Consider the following 15,949-nt stretch of genomic DNA (forward strand, 5'->3'; position numbering starts at 1 on the left):
CCCCCCTCCCCGTCCACGGGGAGGGGTTGGGGGTGGGGTCCCCCCTCCCCGTCCACGGGGAGGGGTTGGGGGTGGGGTCTCCCCTCGCTGGCAAAACCATCCTGGTAACGCGATCGGTTGGTCAATCTGAGGAGTTTACCAACCTCTTGCAACAAGCAGGCGCAATGGTAATCGAAATGCCTACCCTAGAAATTGGCCCGCCTTCCAGTTGGGAGAGTCTCGATCGTGCGATCGCAAATATTCAAACTTTTAACTGGTTAATCCTAACTTCCACCAACGGCGTGGACTATTTCTTTGCACGACTGGAAGCACAAGGGAAAGATGTTCGTGCCTTAGCTGCCCTGAAAATTGCCGTAGTTGGCAAAAAAACAGCCCAACGACTCAAACAACACTGCGTCAACCCCGATTTTATCCCGCCAGACTTTGTGGCAGATTCTCTCGTCGAAAACTTCCCAGAGGGGTTGGAAGGCCAAAAAATTCTCTTTCCCAGAGTGGAAACTGGCGGACGAGAAATCCTCGTGCAGGAATTAACTGCCAAAGGCGCTATTGTCATCGAAGTACCAGCCTATCAGTCCCAGTGTCCTACCACTGTACCAGCTTTAGCTTTGGATGCCCTAGAGCGCAAAGCCGTGGATGCGATTACTTTTGCTAGCTCCAAAACTGTGCAATATTTTTGTCAGATCATCGGGGAATTGCGATCGGCAGATCTTCTAGAGGGAGTTTGGATTGCTTCGATCGGCCCTCAAACCTCCAAAACCTGTCAGCAACTATTGGGACGGGTGGATGTAGAGGCAAAAGAATATACCTTGGAAGGCTTATTTCAAGCTTTACTCAAAATTCGATGAACAATGCCCAATGCCCAAACTGACCCCAATGCCCCAGTCCGACGCCTCATCGGTCTAACTGGCGGCATTAGCACAGGTAAAACTACTGTATCAAATTATCTTGCCAAAACCTACAATTTTCCGATTTTTGATGCAGATATTTATGCTCGCGAAGCTGTTGAACCCGGTTCGCCAATCCTCAACCAAATAGTAGAGCGTTATGGCTCAGATATTATGACAACTTCAGGAACTTTAAACCGTAAGGAGTTGGGCAATATCGTTTTCAATAATCCCACCGAGAGATATTGGTTAGAGCAACAAATTCACCCCTATGTACGCGATCGGTTTCTGAGTGCGATCGATGAATTACCGTTACATTCGACAGTCGTGTTAGTTGTGCCTCTGTTATTTGAAGCAAATATGACAGATTTGGTAACAGAAATCTGGGTAGTATTTGCTGATGAACAACAACAATTAAATAGATTGATGGAACGAGATAAATTGACTTTAGAGCAGGCGAAAGCGAGGATTAATAGTCAAATGTCAATTCAGGAGAAGTGCAACAAAGCTGATGTGGTTTTGGATAACTCTTCTACTCAACAACATCTTTGCCAACAAGTAGATGCAGCCTTGTTACGGTGATAAGTAGGTGGACATAATTAAACGTAAAACTGCCGCGCCCTTAGAAACCCGGTTTCTTGGAGAAACCGGGTTTCTTGGAGAAACCGGGTTTCTGGATGTTCAGTGAAGCGAAACCCAACGCATTTGCCCTAGTTTCGTGCCTCAACCCAACCTACGAATCAAGGTATTTTTCATTTTGGCGAAGGTATTGTTGGAGAAACCGGGTTTCTGGATGTTCAGTTTATTTACGATCGCTTACTTAATAGCCAGCAGATGGCATTTAACTATATCCATTCATTGACAAAAGATACTTTGTCTGATAGGGTCGGAAAAACCTACGATCGGATCTTGCCAAGCTAGGTAAGTCCCGGTGAGGAGTAAAATGAACCAACCTACTCAAAACCAAATTAAAGCTGTGACTCAAGACTACTGTAAAGTTCCGGAATCAATTTCGATCGCCAATACTATGCTTCAACAAACTCAAGACAAAACTGTAACAGAAAAAAATGGTTGCCGAATATCGGAAGCCGCCAAGCTACATATAACGTCCCTGTAAGGCAGGATTACCATGAGTTAGTAGAAAAGTTCCCTTACCCTTCATAAATTAAAAAAGAGATCCAAAAACTATTTGATGATGAAGTGTATCCGCACTTCGAGAAATAACTACAATCTACCTAACAAAATGAGGAATACCATGAACCAACCAACTCAAAACCCGATCGCGACAACATCTGACTGCCATCAAGTTCCCCAGTCAATTATAACTGCGCGTCGAGAGGAACTAGACAATGTTGAACTCGACGTTGTTGAGGGGGAATTACCGAACGACATCCAGGGTTATGTTTTTATCGTCGCACCAGTTGGTACGGTTGATTCTGGAGGATTGCCGTTCCAAACGGGAGATTCGATCCTGAATGGCGATGGCATGGTTTACCGATTAGATTTTACCCAAACTCAGAAAGTTAGCGTAAAATCGCGACTGCTTAAGACTGTTGAGTATCGGATAGATGAGGCAACCAAAAAGGGAACGAGGTTTGCTGTGTTGGGCTTTAAGAATTATGGCATTTTGAGGTATTCTTTGTTTCTGGGCGCTCGCAATGAGTTAAATACCGCTTTTCTGCCTGTAAAATTTAAACAAGACGATCGCGAGCGCTTGCTAGTCAATTATGATGCGGGTCGTCCGTATGAAATCGATCCACAAAGTCTGAAAGTAATCACTCCAGTAGGAACAACTAAAGAGTGGCACGCTGAAGTTAAACTTCCCTATATCTTTCCCCCCATTTTTAGCACTGCTCATCCAGCCTTCGATCCCTACGAAGGCGAAATGTTCACTGTTAATTATGGCAGGTCTTTAGATAATTTTATTGACAGTATACCTGGAATGGAAGCAATAGAAAAACTTTTTCCAAGAATTCGTCAATTTTTGGAAAAATTCAAGGGCTTACAGGATTTCGTCTATCTGCTTCGCTGGAAAGGAGATGGTTCTTTAGAGCGATGGAAATTGGTACTTCCTGATGGTTCGCCTCTCAGGATCGAGCAAACAATGCACCAAATTGGTATTACCAAAGATTACATAATCCTATTAGATACAGCTTTTACAACTGGGTTGGAGCAGTTACTAAACAACCCCTTGCCAGAAAACAAGCCTTTGGAAAGTTTGCTCAGAGAATTACTAGAGAAAGCACCATCTCCTGAATCGAAATTTTATATTGTCAATCGCAATCATTTGGTGAATGGACAGTATCCAGCCTCAAACGATCCAGAGATTCCAGAAGTTGTGGTGCGGAAAGTCGTAATTCCTAAAGAAGCGGCTCACTTTCTGGTGGACTATGACAATCCGAATGATGAAATTACAATCCACGTTGCCCATATTTGCGCCTGGGATGTGGCTGAGTGGTTGCGCCAATACGATCTATCTGCTTATCCTCCCCACGACCCCGCTCCTTCGCTTTTAGCGGGAATGGAAACAAATAATATGGATATTAGTTGCATGGGGCGTTATGTAATTGACGGCAAAAGTCAAGATGAAGAGCCGCTCTGTGCAAATGTAATGTTCGATGCGAACTGTACGTGGGGTGCAGGATTGTACGCTTACCGCGATCGCTTGAATTCAGGAATGCCTCCGCGACAGCTAGAGAATATTTACTGGACTTCTTTTGGACTTTGGCCCGAATTAATGACTCAGTTTGGGTGTTACCTGTACCGAAACTATCCTTCAACAATACCCCTGGAAAAAGTTCTAGGCTTAGCTCAAACAGGTCAACCCGCTGGCTTGTTTCGCTTGAATACTGCATCGATGCAAATTGAAGACTTCTACAACTTTGATTACGGCTATATGGTGAGTTCGCCTCAATTTGTACCCCGTAAGGATAGCGACGATAGCTCAACAAATGGCTATATTGTTTGTACTGTTTTCTTCCAAGATATTAAGCAAATTTGGATTTTCGATGCAGATAATTTGCAAAAAGGCCCCAGGTCCAAGTTGAGTAATAAGGAGGGGAAACCAGAAGCACTCAATTTTGGTTTTACCTTACATACAGCTTGGCTACCAACTATCTCCCAACACAAAGCCACTTACAAAGTCTCGGCGCAGGAAGACTATCAGGAGTTGGTGGATAATTACCAGTATCCCGAAGATCCCCAGAAAGCAGCATTACTTAAGGAACTGTTCGATAGCGTGTTGCCTTTGGCTTATGAGGAAGAGTTAAAATCTACCCGATCGTAGGAGTTTGGGGATCGTAATGCCCTATTTTCCTTTCAGCCTCTTCTTTATCCTCCCCTCCTCCCTTTGGCTATTTACAGCTTTGGGTCAGAGGCGGAGGATAATTCTCTCTATAATTGAAGGCGAGCAACCTAAAACATTGAAAAATAGAGGTAAAAATCATGATTTTTCTTCCAGGCTATACCATGAACGAAATAATTTACGAAAGTTCCAAAACTTTTGTTTACCGAGGACAACGCGATCGCACGAGCCAGCCTGTTATTATCAAAATCCTCAAGGACGAATATCCAACTATTGAAGAGATTACCCGTTTAAGGCAAGAATTTATAATTCCCCAAAAGATAGATTGTGCGGGAATTGTCAAACCCTACAGTTTAGAAAATTATCAAAACAGTTTTGCCCTCATTCTAGAAGACTTTGGCGGTCAGTCGCTAAAGCAGATATTTGAGTTCCAAGCTCTTGAAATCAAAGCTTTTTTACAAATCGCAATTTCTTTAGCGGAAATTTTAGCTCAACTCCATAAAGTTTCGATTATTCATAAAGATATTAAACCGAGCAATATTATTTTTAACCCGGAGACAGGAGAAGTAAAACTAACTGATTTTAGCATCGCGATCGCTCTCCCCAAAGAACAGCAGGCAGTTGTGAATCCCCATTTATTGGAAGGAACGCTGGCTTATATCTCCCCCGAACAAACGGGAAGAATGAACCGCGCCATCGACTACCGCAGTGACTTTTATTCTCTCGGCGTCACCTTCTACGAACTGCTAACAGGGCAGTTACCGTTTATAACCAACGATTTGATGGAGTTAATTCACTGCCATATTGCCAAAAAACCAGTGCCACCCCATCTTTTGAACGAAGGAAACGGGAAAATTCCGCCAGTTCTCTCCCATATTGTCATGAAGCTGATGGAGAAAAATGCGGAAGAACGATATCAAAGTGCGGCGGGGTTGAAATTTGACCTGGAAACTTGTTTGCAGGAGCTAGAAACAAGGGGAGAGATTGCTAATTTTCGCTTGGGAACTCGCGATCGCGGCACTCAACTGCTTATTCCCCAAAAACTTTATGGACGAGAAGCGGAAGTTGCAGAGTTACTAGCAGCATTTGACCGGATAGCGGTCAAAGACGCGCCGATGGAAGAGTCACCCGCAACAGAAGATTCTCAATCCACAATCCAAAATTCAAAATCTAAAATCGAACTGATGCTCGTTTCCGGTTATTCCGGGATTGGCAAAACTTCGATCGTCAACGAAGTTCATAAACCCATTGTGGCAGCAAGGGGTTATTTTATTTCCGGTAAATTCGACCAGTTTAAACGCAATATTCCCTATGCTGCTCTAATTCAAGCTTTTAGTGAATTGCTCCGTCATATCTTAACTGAAAGCAATGAACAGATTGCGGTTTGGAAAGTAAAACTTTTAGACGCGATCGGTACAAATGGACAAATCGTTATTGATGTAATCCCGGAACTGGAACTGATTATCGGTTCTCAGCCAGAAGTTCCCTCAGTGGGAGCATTAGAAGCTCAAAATCGCTTTAATCGAGTTTTTCTGCACTTTGTTGGCGTTTTTTGCCAACCCGAACACCCGTTGGTAATTTTCCTCGACGATTTGCAGTGGGCTGATTCTGCTTCTTTGAAGTTAATTCAGCTTCTCGTTACTGACGATAATAGCAAATATTTGTTGATGATTGGAGCCTATCGCGATAACGAAGTCAGCCCCACCCATCCCTTGATTCAAACCCTAGAAAAAATACGCGAAACAGAAACAAGGGTCAATGATATTATCGTTAAACCGCTGTTTTTGGCTAATGTCAGCCAATTAATCGGAGATACGCTGAACGTCGATGTAGATGCAAAGAGACTCAAACAGTTTTCTGAACTCGTTTTCAATAAAACCCAAGGGAATCCATTTTTCTTAACTCAACTATTCAAAACTCTCTACTCAGAAGGATTAATCGTTTATCAAGTAGAAACGGATAGTTGGCAGTGGGATATCAAAGAAATACAAGCCATTGGCATCACCGATTACAACGTGGTCGATCTGGTTGCCAGAAATATACGCAAACTTCCAGAAACTACTCAGAAAGTTTTGAAACTGGCGGCTTGTGTTGGAAACCAATTTAACTTAGAGATTCTCTCAATTGTGAATGAAGAATCAAATGTTGTTACCGCAGGTTATCTCTGGTCAGCACTGCAAGCAGGGTTGATTCTGCCGATTGGCGAAAACTATAAAATTCCTCAACTTTTTGCTGGCGAGGAATTGTCAAATTTACAGGATATAAAAGTAGATTATCGATTTTTGCACGATCGCGTGCAGCAAGCTGCTTATTCTCTCATTCCTGAAGATGATAAAAAGGCAACTCACCTGAAAATCGGTCAACTATTACTGAAAAATACTACCCCCGAAGAACGCAAAGATAATATCTTTGCTCTAGTAAACCAATTGAATTTTGGATTGGATTTATTAACAAAACAGTCTGCTAAAAATGATTTAGCTGAATTGAATCTTATTGCTGGACAGAAAGCTAAAGCCAATACAGCTTACGAAGCGGCAGTTAACTTTTTTAATATAGGAATAGAGCTTTTAGATAAGAATAGTTGGGAACGCCAATACAAATTAACGTTTGATCTTTATATAGAAGCCTCTGAAGCTGAATATTTGATCGCAAATATAGAAGGTGGAGAAATTTTGTGCGATCGCGCTCTCGCCAAAGCTGAATCTACTCTCGATCGAGTTAAATTATATGAATTAAAGCTTAAATTTATAATGGCGAAAAACCAAATTCAAGCAGTTTTAGAGATGGGACTGCAAACTCTAGAACTGCTAGGAGTAACCCTTTCTCAATCCCCTCCGCAAGACTTCGACTTTGAAAAATTGGCTAACTTGCCACCCATGACCGACCCCCACAAGCTAGCAGCAATGCAGATGTTGTTTTCGATCTATCCGGCGGCTTGTTTTGCAGAAAGCAACCTTGTTTTACCCATCTTGTACACCACTATCGAACTCTCCCGCCAGTATGGGAATGCGCCTGCTTCTGTTAATGCCTATTGCAGTTATGGTGCTTTAGTTGCTTGGTTAATACCTGATATCGATTTGGCTTATCAGTTAGGTCAGCTTTCCCTGCGAGTATTAGATAAGTTAAATGCTAGAGAATTTCGCTGTAAAGCTATCCTGACAATTGCAATTAATATTCAACATAACAAGGAACATATTAGGAATATTTTAGATAATTTTATTCAAGCTATTCAAAGTGGCTTAGAAATCGGCGATATAGAGTGGGCTTCTTATGCAGTAGCGTACTACTGTGAATCTTTATTCTATACTGGTGAATATTTGGACACTGTGGCAGAAAAACAGAGTGAGTACCTCAACCTAGTGTTAAAGTTGAAAATAGAACACTCAATTTATTTAACAAAAATTATCTATCAGTTAGTAGCTAATTTGCAGGGGATATCGTTTGAAAGATGCCTAATGGTTGGAGAAGTTTTCAATGAAGAAGAAGCTTTGCCCTATCTTGCAAAGCTCAATAGCATAATTCCTATATTTTATATATATTTTGCTAAGTCTATGCTTTGTTATTTATTTAAGGAATACGATAGAGCTTTACAATATAGTAAAAAAGCAGTTAACTATGCGGGCTTTATTCAAGCAAATATTATCTTTACTGAGCATAATTTATTTTATTCACTGGCTTTATTGGCTAACTATTCTCAAGCCGATTCGGAAAGTGCAGAGAAGTTGCAAGAAGACTTAAACCAAGTAGCAGCCAATCAAGAAAAAATGAGGTATTGGGCGCACCACGCGCCCATGAATTACCAGCACAAATATGACTTAGTAGAAGCAGAAAAAGCTCGCGTTTTGGGGCAAAGTCTCGAAGCAATGGAATATTACGATCGGGCCATATCTGGAGCCAAAGAAAATAAATACGTCCAACACCAAGCTCTTGCTAGCGAACTCGCCGGAGAATTTTATCTGGCATTAGGTCGCCAAAAGATAGCTCGTACTTACTTAGTTGATGCTTACTATGCTTATGGTCGCTGGGGAGCGAAAGCAAAAGTTAAACATCTAGAAGCTAGCTATCCCGAACTATTCTTACCGCTTCGGAATAAGAAAAAGAGCCTTTCTACTCAAGAAACATCGATCGAAATAACTAGGGAAACCATCACATCTACAAGTTCCAGCGTTTCAAATACTATAGATGTAGCAACTGCGATAAAAGCTTCTCAAGCTATCTCCTGCGAAGTTCACCTAGATAAGTTACTCGCCACTTTGATGCAAATAGTGTTGTCAAACACGGGAGCGGAAAAAGTCTACCTTCTCTTATTTAAAACAGAAAACTGGGCGATCGAAGCTCAATTTACAGACGGACAGCTTAAATTACCATCGCTCCCACTTACCGAAAGTCAAGATCTTCCCATTTCCTTGATCAATTATGTAGAACGCACACAAGAAACTCTAGTGATTGATGATGTCACCACTGACACCACTTTTGCGGCTGACCCCTATATCAAAAAGCAGCAACCCAAATCAGTATTATGTACTCCGATCAAAAATCAAGGCAGAATGATTAGCTTACTTTACTTAGAAAATAATTTAGTTACAGGTGCTTTTACTCCCGGACGTCTGCAAATATTGCAACTGATTTCTGCCCAAGCAGCCATCTCACTAGAAAACGCTCTTCTCTATCGGACGCTGGAAGAAAAAGTTGAAGATCGCACCGCTCAAATAAGTCAAACTAACCAATTATTACAGCATGAAATAGTCGAACGCAAACAGATAGAAGTGCAATTACGGCAGAGCGAAGCACGTTATCTAGGAATTATCGAAGATCAGACAGAACTGATTATTAGATTTTTACGAGATGGAAAAGTAACTTTTGTTAATGAAGCTTTTTGTCGGTTTTTTGGACTGAGGCGAGAAGAAATTATCGGCTATCACTACGCACCTGTTGTGTTTGAGGAAGACCGCGAATATGTTGCTGCTTTCGTGAATTCGATTAGCAAAGAAAACCCAGTAGCCTCAGTTGAAAATCGGGTAATTGTCAAAGGAGAGATACGTTGGGCTCAGTGGATTAACCGGGCGATATTTGACCAGTCCGATCGCCTTCTAGAATACCAAGCAGTAGGACGAGATATTACCGATCGCAAAAAAGCCGAAGCCGAACTCGAAACCGCCAAAGAAGCCGCCGAATCAGCCAACCGCGCCAAAAGTACCTTCCTGGCCAACATGAGCCACGAACTGAGGACGCCCCTCAACGCCATTCTCGGCTTTTCCCAACTCATGAGTCGGGCCACAAATCTCGTCAAAGAACAGCAAGACAATCTCGGCATCATTCGTCGCAGCGGCGAACATTTGCTCACCCTGATCAACCAAGTGCTAGACCTCTCCAAAATTGAAGCCGGACGCATGACACTCCATGAAAATAACTTCGACCTCTACCTGCTGCTAAATGATGTCGAAAATATGTTTTCTTTGAAAGCCAAAGAAAAAGGCTTACAGTTAAAATGCGATCGGGCCGCCGATGTGCCCCAACATATCTGCACTGATGAAGTAAAATTGCGGCAAGTCCTAATTAACCTAATTGGTAATTCCATTAAATTTACCAGCCAAGGAAGCGTATCCCTCACAGTCAAACTGGGCAGAAAAAATTCCCAATCAATCACCTTTCAAGTCATAGACACAGGCGTTGGGATTGCTGCTGATGAACTCCAAAACCTCTTCAAACCCTTCGTGCAAACAACAGCGGGTCAACAAGTGCAAGAAGGAACGGGATTGGGATTGACGATTAGCCGCCAATTCATCCGCTTGATGGGGGGTGAAATCACCGTCATCAGTCACGGTATAGCCTTCACCCCTGGCACAGCTTCTTTGTCACAGCAGGAAGAAACCACTACTGGTACTATATTTCAGTTTGACATTCAAGCGAACCAGGTGGCGGAGAGCGAAATCGAGCAGCGGTCCGATCGTCGTCCCGTCAAGGCCCTTGCCCCCAACCAACCAGAATATCGAATGCTCATTGTCGATGATAGCAATGTAAATCGCCAATTATTACACAAACTCCTCAACCCACTTGGCTTTAAACTACAAGAAGCCAACAATGGTAGGGAGGCATTGTCACTCTGGGAGCATTGGCAACCCCACTTAATTTGGATGGATATGCGAATGTCAGTCATGGATGGCGATGAAGCAACAAGGCAGATTCGATCGAGGGAGCAGAACAGGGCGGAAAAAAATAGCCTATTCCCCATACCCCATACTGTAATTATTGCCCTCAGTGCTAGTGCCTTTACAGATGAGAAAACGGCTGTTTTGGCAGCGGGTTGCGATGATTTTATTCGCAAACCTTTCCGAGAAGAGGAGATTTTTGATATTATCCACAAACATTTAGGTGTGTCGTTTATTTATGAGGAATCAACTTCTGTCCCTGATACAGCATTAATGGAACCGCTAACCTTGAAACCCTCCCATCTGGCGGCTTTGCCTAAAGATGTGTTGGGGAGTTTGCGTCAGGCTCTCGTTGAGGGAGACTTGGGAGCGATCGCTATATCCATCGAGCAAATTAGCCAGCAAGAAGAAGTTCTAGGGTATGCTTTACTCACGATGATCGACCAGTACGAATTTGAGCAATTATTAACCTTAATTCATACGGTGGATAACTTATGAACGAAAGCCAAAGGCTTACCCATAAAGCTAATATTCTAGTTGTGGATGATAAGCCAGAAAACTTAAAATTATTGACCAAAATTTTATCCGAACAGGGCTATAAGGTACGAGTTTCCCCTAGTGGAAAACTGGCATTAAAATCTTGCCAATCAAATCCTCCCGACCTCATTTTGCTCGATATCAATATGCCAGAGATGGATGGCTACGAAGTTTGCAAACATCTGAAAGCATCTGAGCAAACAGGCGATATTCCAGTCATCTTTATTAGTGCTTTAGATGAAACAATTAATAAAGTCAATGCCTTTACAGTTGGCGGAGTTGACTATATCACCAAACCCTTCGAGCCTCTAGAAGTTTTAGCTCGGATCGAGCATCAACTACGCCTCCGCCAACTCCAACTGCAACTGATAGAACAAAATAAACTCCTCGAAAACCACCTAGAAGCACGCCGACAAGCAGAAGTTGAACTTCGTCTATTATTAGCAGCAACCCAAGCCATCACTCACCGGGATGACGTTCATTCAGCTTTTCATGCTGTCTTGCAGTTAGTCTGTACGAATATCCAATGGAACTATGGAGAAGCTTGGATTCCCGATGACAATAATAAAGTTTTAGAATGCAGCCAAGGTTGGTACGGTAACGATTTCAGTTTTTTAGAGTTAAGAGAGCAAAGCTTAACGATTACTTTTGCTCATAATATTGGATTGCCAGGGAAAATCTGGACTTCTAAGCAACCGGAGTGGGTAGAAAATATTTCCCTAAAAAAAGAACTATTTATTTTACATTCTCAACTTGCTGATACTGGCTTACATTCAGCCTTTGGAGTTCCGATTGTCTTTCAGGACAAAGTGTTGGCAATTTTAGTGTTTTATAAGAAAAAGGTTGCTGCTATCAATTCGCGCATCATTAATTTGGTCAACGCAGTTTCAACACAATTAGGTTCTCTGATCCAGCGCAAGCAAACTGAAGAAATCCTGCGAATTACTCAAGAACGCTATCACAGCATTGTGGAAAATGCAGTAGAAGGAATCTATCAAACTACCCCTAGCGGTCGTTACCTAAGTTCCAATCAAGCACTGGCAAAAATTTATGGTTATGATTCTCCCGAAGAGTTGATGACAAATCTTCAAAATATAGAAGAGAAGCTTTATGTCGATCCGAATCGAAGGCGCGAGTTTATCGAAGAAATGGAACTGAATAATGCTGTACTCGAATTTGAGGCTCAAGTTTATCGGAAGGATGGCAAAATTATTTGGATTTCTGAAAATGCTCGTGCAGTAAGGGACTCTAAAGAGAAATTGCTTTACTACGAAGGAACTGTTTCTGATATTACCGCTCGAAAAAATGCCCAGGAACAAACAGAAAAGTTATTATTAAATATTCTGCCTCCATCGATTGCGAAACGTTTGCAAGCAAACCAGCAGATTATTGGGGATAGTTTTTCTGATGTAAGTGTTTTATTTGCAGATTTAGTAGGTTTTACTGATTTTGCATCAAACAAAACTTCTACGGAACTCGTAAAGGTTCTAAATCAGATTTTTAGCGAATTCGATCAATTATCTCAACAGCATAATTTAGAGAAAATTAAGACGATTGGGGATGCTTATATGGTGGTGGGAGGAATGCCGACACCTCGTGCCGATCACGCAGATGCGATCGCCCAAATGGCACTCGATATGCAGGCGGCTATTACCCGATTCAACGCCCAAAACGGCGAGAATTTCAGTCTCCGCATCGGGATCAATATCGGTGCGGTGGTAGCTGGGGTGATTGGTTTGACTAAATTTATCTACGATCTGTGGGGGGATACGGTGAATGTGGCTTCCCGGATGGAGTCAACTGGTATCCCTGGTGAAATTCAGGTCACAGCAGCCGTTTACGATCGCTTAAAGGAGCAATTTATTTTGGAAGAACGCGGAACTATTATAATTAAAGGTAAAGGGGAGATGATCACCTATCTTATAATGGGGAGAAAGTCATTTTAGAATCGCTTATGAATTCGAGGCAGAATTTCACATCCAAAACCAAGATTTTAGTTGTCGATGATACACCAGAAAATATCAGGTTATTAATTCGGATTTTATCCAATCAAGGGTATAAGCTTCGGGTTGCTCTTAATGGTAAACTGGCGCTTGAATCTATCCGAGCTAACCCTCCCGATCTAATTTTGCTGGATATCAAAATGCCGGATATGGATGGTTATGAAGTTTGCCGACAGTTGAAAGCTTCGGAGCAAAGTCGTGATATTCCGGTCATCTTCATCAGTGCTTCGGATGCAATCTTTAACAAAGTAAAAGCTTTTACTATGGGTGGGGTAGATTACATCACAAAACCCTTTGAGCATATCGAGGTTTTGGTACGAATAGAACATCAATTGCGTCTGCGTCTGTATCAGTTACAACTGCAAAGGCAAAATGCACAATTACAACTTTTATTGACCACAACTCAAGCAATTAGTTCTGCCACTGATGTGGAAGAAGCATTAGAAGTAATTGTGACAAACGTTTGTCAAACTCTTGGTTGGGAGTTTGGGCAAGCTTGGATGCCTTCCCCAGACGCAACTGTGCTGGAATATGTTGGAGGTTGGTATGGCGGCGATGTCCGTCTGGATGAATTTCGCCGTCAGAGCGAGACATTTCGCTTTGCTCCTGGTGAGGGGTTACCCGGACGGATCTGGTTATCCCAAAAATTTGAATGGATTGCTGATGTAACTCACGAGAAGGAGCAGGTTTTTCTGAGGCTTAAAATTGCAGCCGAAGCTGGGATCAAAGGTGCTTTGGGAATTCCAATTGTGTTCGATCGCCAAGTTCTGGCTGTGTTAGTGTTTTTCCAAAACCAGGAAATGATCCCGAATGAGCGATCGCAACAGCTAGTCAATGCGATCGCAACCCAATTAGGGTCGATGATTCAGCGCAAAAAAGCAGAGGCGGCGCTGCAAAAGAGCGAGGAAGTACTCCGACGACTGGCGAACCTCGATGGTTTGACTCAAATTGCCAATCGTCGCCGATTTGATGAGTATCTTAACGCTGAGTGGAAGCGGCTAAAACGGGAAATTGCACCCCTGTCTTTAATATTGTTGGATGTCGATTTTTTCAAAAGCTACAACGATACCTACGGTCATCTAGCAGGGGATGATTGTTTGCGGCTGGTGGCGGATACTATTAAAAGTGCGATCCAGCGTCCGGAGGATTTAGTTGCTCGTTATGGTGGCGAAGAATTTGCTGTTATTCTACCTAATACTGATGCCTCTGGATCTGTCATTGTGGCAGAGGCGATCAGACAGGCAATTCACGATTTGGCGATTCCCCACGCTCAGTCTAGGGTGTGCGATCGGGCCTTGGGTTTGAAGATCGATCGCCTTACCGTCAGTCTGGGAGTTGCTAGTACCGTACCGAAAAAAGGATTGTTGCCACAATATTTGATTAATGCGGCTGACAAAGCTCTTTATACAGCCAAAAAGGAAGGACGCGATCGCGTAGCACTGGGTGGGGAGTGCATTATATCGTGTTCGGACGAGCGCCGCTAATAAAATTTTTCAGGTATGTTGTTGCGCTTTAGCGCTCTTTAAGATAGCGCTGAAGCGCAACTACATACCAAATATTTGATTACCCTGCTTCGCCACCCACAACTACATTGCGAATTCGCAAAGAAGGCCCACCACAACCAACTGGCAAACCGCTTTGTCCGCCTTTACCGCAACCGCCGGACTCATCCCAATAGAAGTCATCGCCTAGAGCTTCAATATCAGCTAAAGTTGTAAACACATTCCCGGAAAGCGTCACATCCCGCACTGGTTCGGCAATTTCTCCATTGCGAATCATCCAAGCTTCACCGGCGCTAAAGGTGAACATCTCCCCATTCGTCATCCCACCCAACCAATTCCGCGCATAAACACCTTCTTTGATATCCGTAAATAAATCCTTGACAGGCGTATTCCCACGCTCAATCCAAGTATTCGTCATCCGCACTAGAGGCGGAAAATGGTAGTTGAGACAACGCGCATTGCCAGTCGGTTCTTCACCCAGTTTGCCAGCTGTTTCGCGAGAATGCAGCCGTCCTACCAAAACCCCATCTTTAATTAGCTGGGTAGTGGTAGCTGGCGTTCCTTCATCATCGTAAAAATAGCTGCCACGATGACCTGGAGGTAACGCACCGTCAAAGATTTGCAGTTCTCTTGGCCCGAATCGGCGTCCCAGAGTCATCACTTCCAGCAAGTCTGGGTTTTCATAAGCCATGTCGGCTTCTGAGAGGTGTCCGAAAGCTTCGTGGACAAATAAGCCGGTGAGAATCGGGTCAATTACTACCGTGTAAGTGTTACCTTTGACGGGAGGCAGTGCGAGGGCGTCCACAGCGCGTTGACCGGCACTGCGAATTTGGGCGTCCAGATTGGTTAAATCTTCGTATGCTTTGCGGGAACCTGTGGTTTCTCGTCCGGTTTGTACGGTGTCGCCATTCCGTGCGGTGGCGGCAAAGCGCATTTCCATATCCACCCAAGATTGCTCTAGCATAGTGTCTTCGGAGGTGGCCAGAAAGATCCGCTGGGCGCTGTCGCTGTATAGCACGGAGGTGGTGGTAATTCGCTTATCTACGCTGCGGAGAATTTCGGTGTAGCGATCGCACAATGCTTTTTTGTCAGATAAGGGGATTTTACGCGGATCGGTGCCGGTAAGAGGCAGTTTTACGATATCCTGGACGGGATCTACAGGCGCTAGAATAGTTTCTTCATCTCCGACTATTCGCGCAGCTGCGATCGCTTCTTCAACTCGTTCTTTTAGTGTCGAAAGTTGGTTGAAGCTAGCAAAACCCCAACCTCCTTTATAACAAGCTCTAACCTGTCCACCAATTGAGATGCCTTGGGAAAGCGTTTCTATCTTGTCTCCTCGCAGGAAAATATCAGTTCCTTCTGCTTCTTCCAGTCGAATCGCCAAATAGTCAACTTGGGAGCGATAGCGAGCGATTAAGTCACAGAGCAAGTTTTTGGCATCCACAAGTAAGCTTGGCATTTTGCATTTTGGATTTTGGATTTTGGATTTTGGATTTTGGGGTGAGTCAAAACAACTCGATATCATGTCCTTACGCATAGGGTAGCTAAAAAAGTTGCGTTTTCATATCTG

At 43.3% G+C, this 15,949-nt stretch carries 8 protein-coding genes; 7 read left to right on the forward strand and 1 reads right to left on the reverse strand.

The window, feature by feature from the left end:
- From LAY41_RS21390 to LAY41_RS21420, 7 genes are all read left to right on the forward strand, one after another.
- Positions 1–845 (forward strand): uroporphyrinogen-III synthase (locus LAY41_RS21390; protein WP_249102739.1); only part of this gene is annotated, 845 nt, incomplete at its 5' end.
- A 3-nt stretch (positions 846–848) separates the two neighbouring features.
- Positions 849–1,466 carry a dephospho-CoA kinase gene (gene coaE, locus LAY41_RS21395; RefSeq protein ID WP_249102740.1) on the forward strand — a complete coding sequence of 206 codons (618 nt, stop codon included), beginning with the start codon at positions 849–851 and terminating at the stop codon, positions 1,464–1,466.
- Between the two features lie 361 nt (positions 1,467–1,827).
- Positions 1,828–2,001, forward strand: coding sequence for a hypothetical protein (locus LAY41_RS21400; protein ID WP_249102742.1), 174 nt, complete (start codon positions 1,828–1,830; stop codon positions 1,999–2,001).
- Between the two features lie 138 nt (positions 2,002–2,139).
- Complete coding sequence (locus tag LAY41_RS21405; RefSeq protein ID WP_249102743.1) at positions 2,140–4,170, forward strand: carotenoid oxygenase family protein; 2,031 nt, start codon at positions 2,140–2,142, stop codon at positions 4,168–4,170.
- Between the two features lie 158 nt (positions 4,171–4,328).
- Positions 4,329–10,835, forward strand: a complete 6,507-nt coding sequence (locus LAY41_RS21410) for an AAA family ATPase (protein ID WP_249102744.1) — start codon at positions 4,329–4,331, stop codon at positions 10,833–10,835.
- Entirely contained in the window at positions 10,832–12,820 is a 1,989-nt protein-coding gene (locus LAY41_RS21415; RefSeq protein WP_249102745.1) for an adenylate/guanylate cyclase domain-containing protein, read from the forward strand. Before LAY41_RS21410 ends, LAY41_RS21415 begins: the two co-directional genes overlap by 4 nt.
- Positions 12,821–12,828: 8 nt before the next feature.
- The gene (locus LAY41_RS21420) at positions 12,829–14,361 is read left to right on the forward strand and encodes a diguanylate cyclase (protein WP_249102746.1); all 1,533 of its coding nucleotides are present in this window, start codon (positions 12,829–12,831) and stop codon (positions 14,359–14,361) included.
- Between the two features lie 79 nt (positions 14,362–14,440).
- Here the strand turns inward: LAY41_RS21420 and LAY41_RS21425 are convergent, their stop codons facing one another.
- Positions 14,441–15,838 (reverse strand): TldD/PmbA family protein, encoded by a 1,398-nt coding sequence (locus tag LAY41_RS21425; RefSeq protein WP_249102747.1) that lies wholly within the window; start codon positions 15,836–15,838, stop codon positions 14,441–14,443.
- Between the last annotated feature and the right edge of the window lie 111 nt (positions 15,839–15,949).

The sequence above is a fragment of the Argonema galeatum A003/A1 genome, assembly GCF_023333595.1.
Lineage (GTDB): Bacteria > Cyanobacteriota > Cyanobacteriia > Cyanobacteriales > Aerosakkonemataceae > Argonema > Argonema galeatum.

Excerpts from the sequence above, each read along its gene's own strand:
- LAY41_RS21415 (WP_249102745.1), top strand. The coding sequence starts at position 10,832 with ATGAACGAAAGCCAAAGGCTTACCCATAAAGCTAATATTCTAGTTGTG.
- LAY41_RS21410 (WP_249102744.1), top strand. The coding sequence starts at position 4,329 with ATGATTTTTCTTCCAGGCTATACCATGAACGAAATAATTTACGAAAGT.
- LAY41_RS21405 (WP_249102743.1), top strand. The coding sequence starts at position 2,140 with ATGAACCAACCAACTCAAAACCCGATCGCGACAACATCTGACTGCCAT.
- LAY41_RS21420 (WP_249102746.1), top strand. The coding sequence starts at position 12,829 with ATGAATTCGAGGCAGAATTTCACATCCAAAACCAAGATTTTAGTTGTC.
- LAY41_RS21425 (WP_249102747.1), bottom strand. The coding sequence starts at position 15,838 with ATGCCAAGCTTACTTGTGGATGCCAAAAACTTGCTCTGTGACTTAATC.
- LAY41_RS21400 (WP_249102742.1), top strand. The coding sequence starts at position 1,828 with ATGAACCAACCTACTCAAAACCAAATTAAAGCTGTGACTCAAGACTAC.
- coaE (WP_249102740.1), top strand. The coding sequence starts at position 849 with ATGCCCAATGCCCAAACTGACCCCAATGCCCCAGTCCGACGCCTCATC.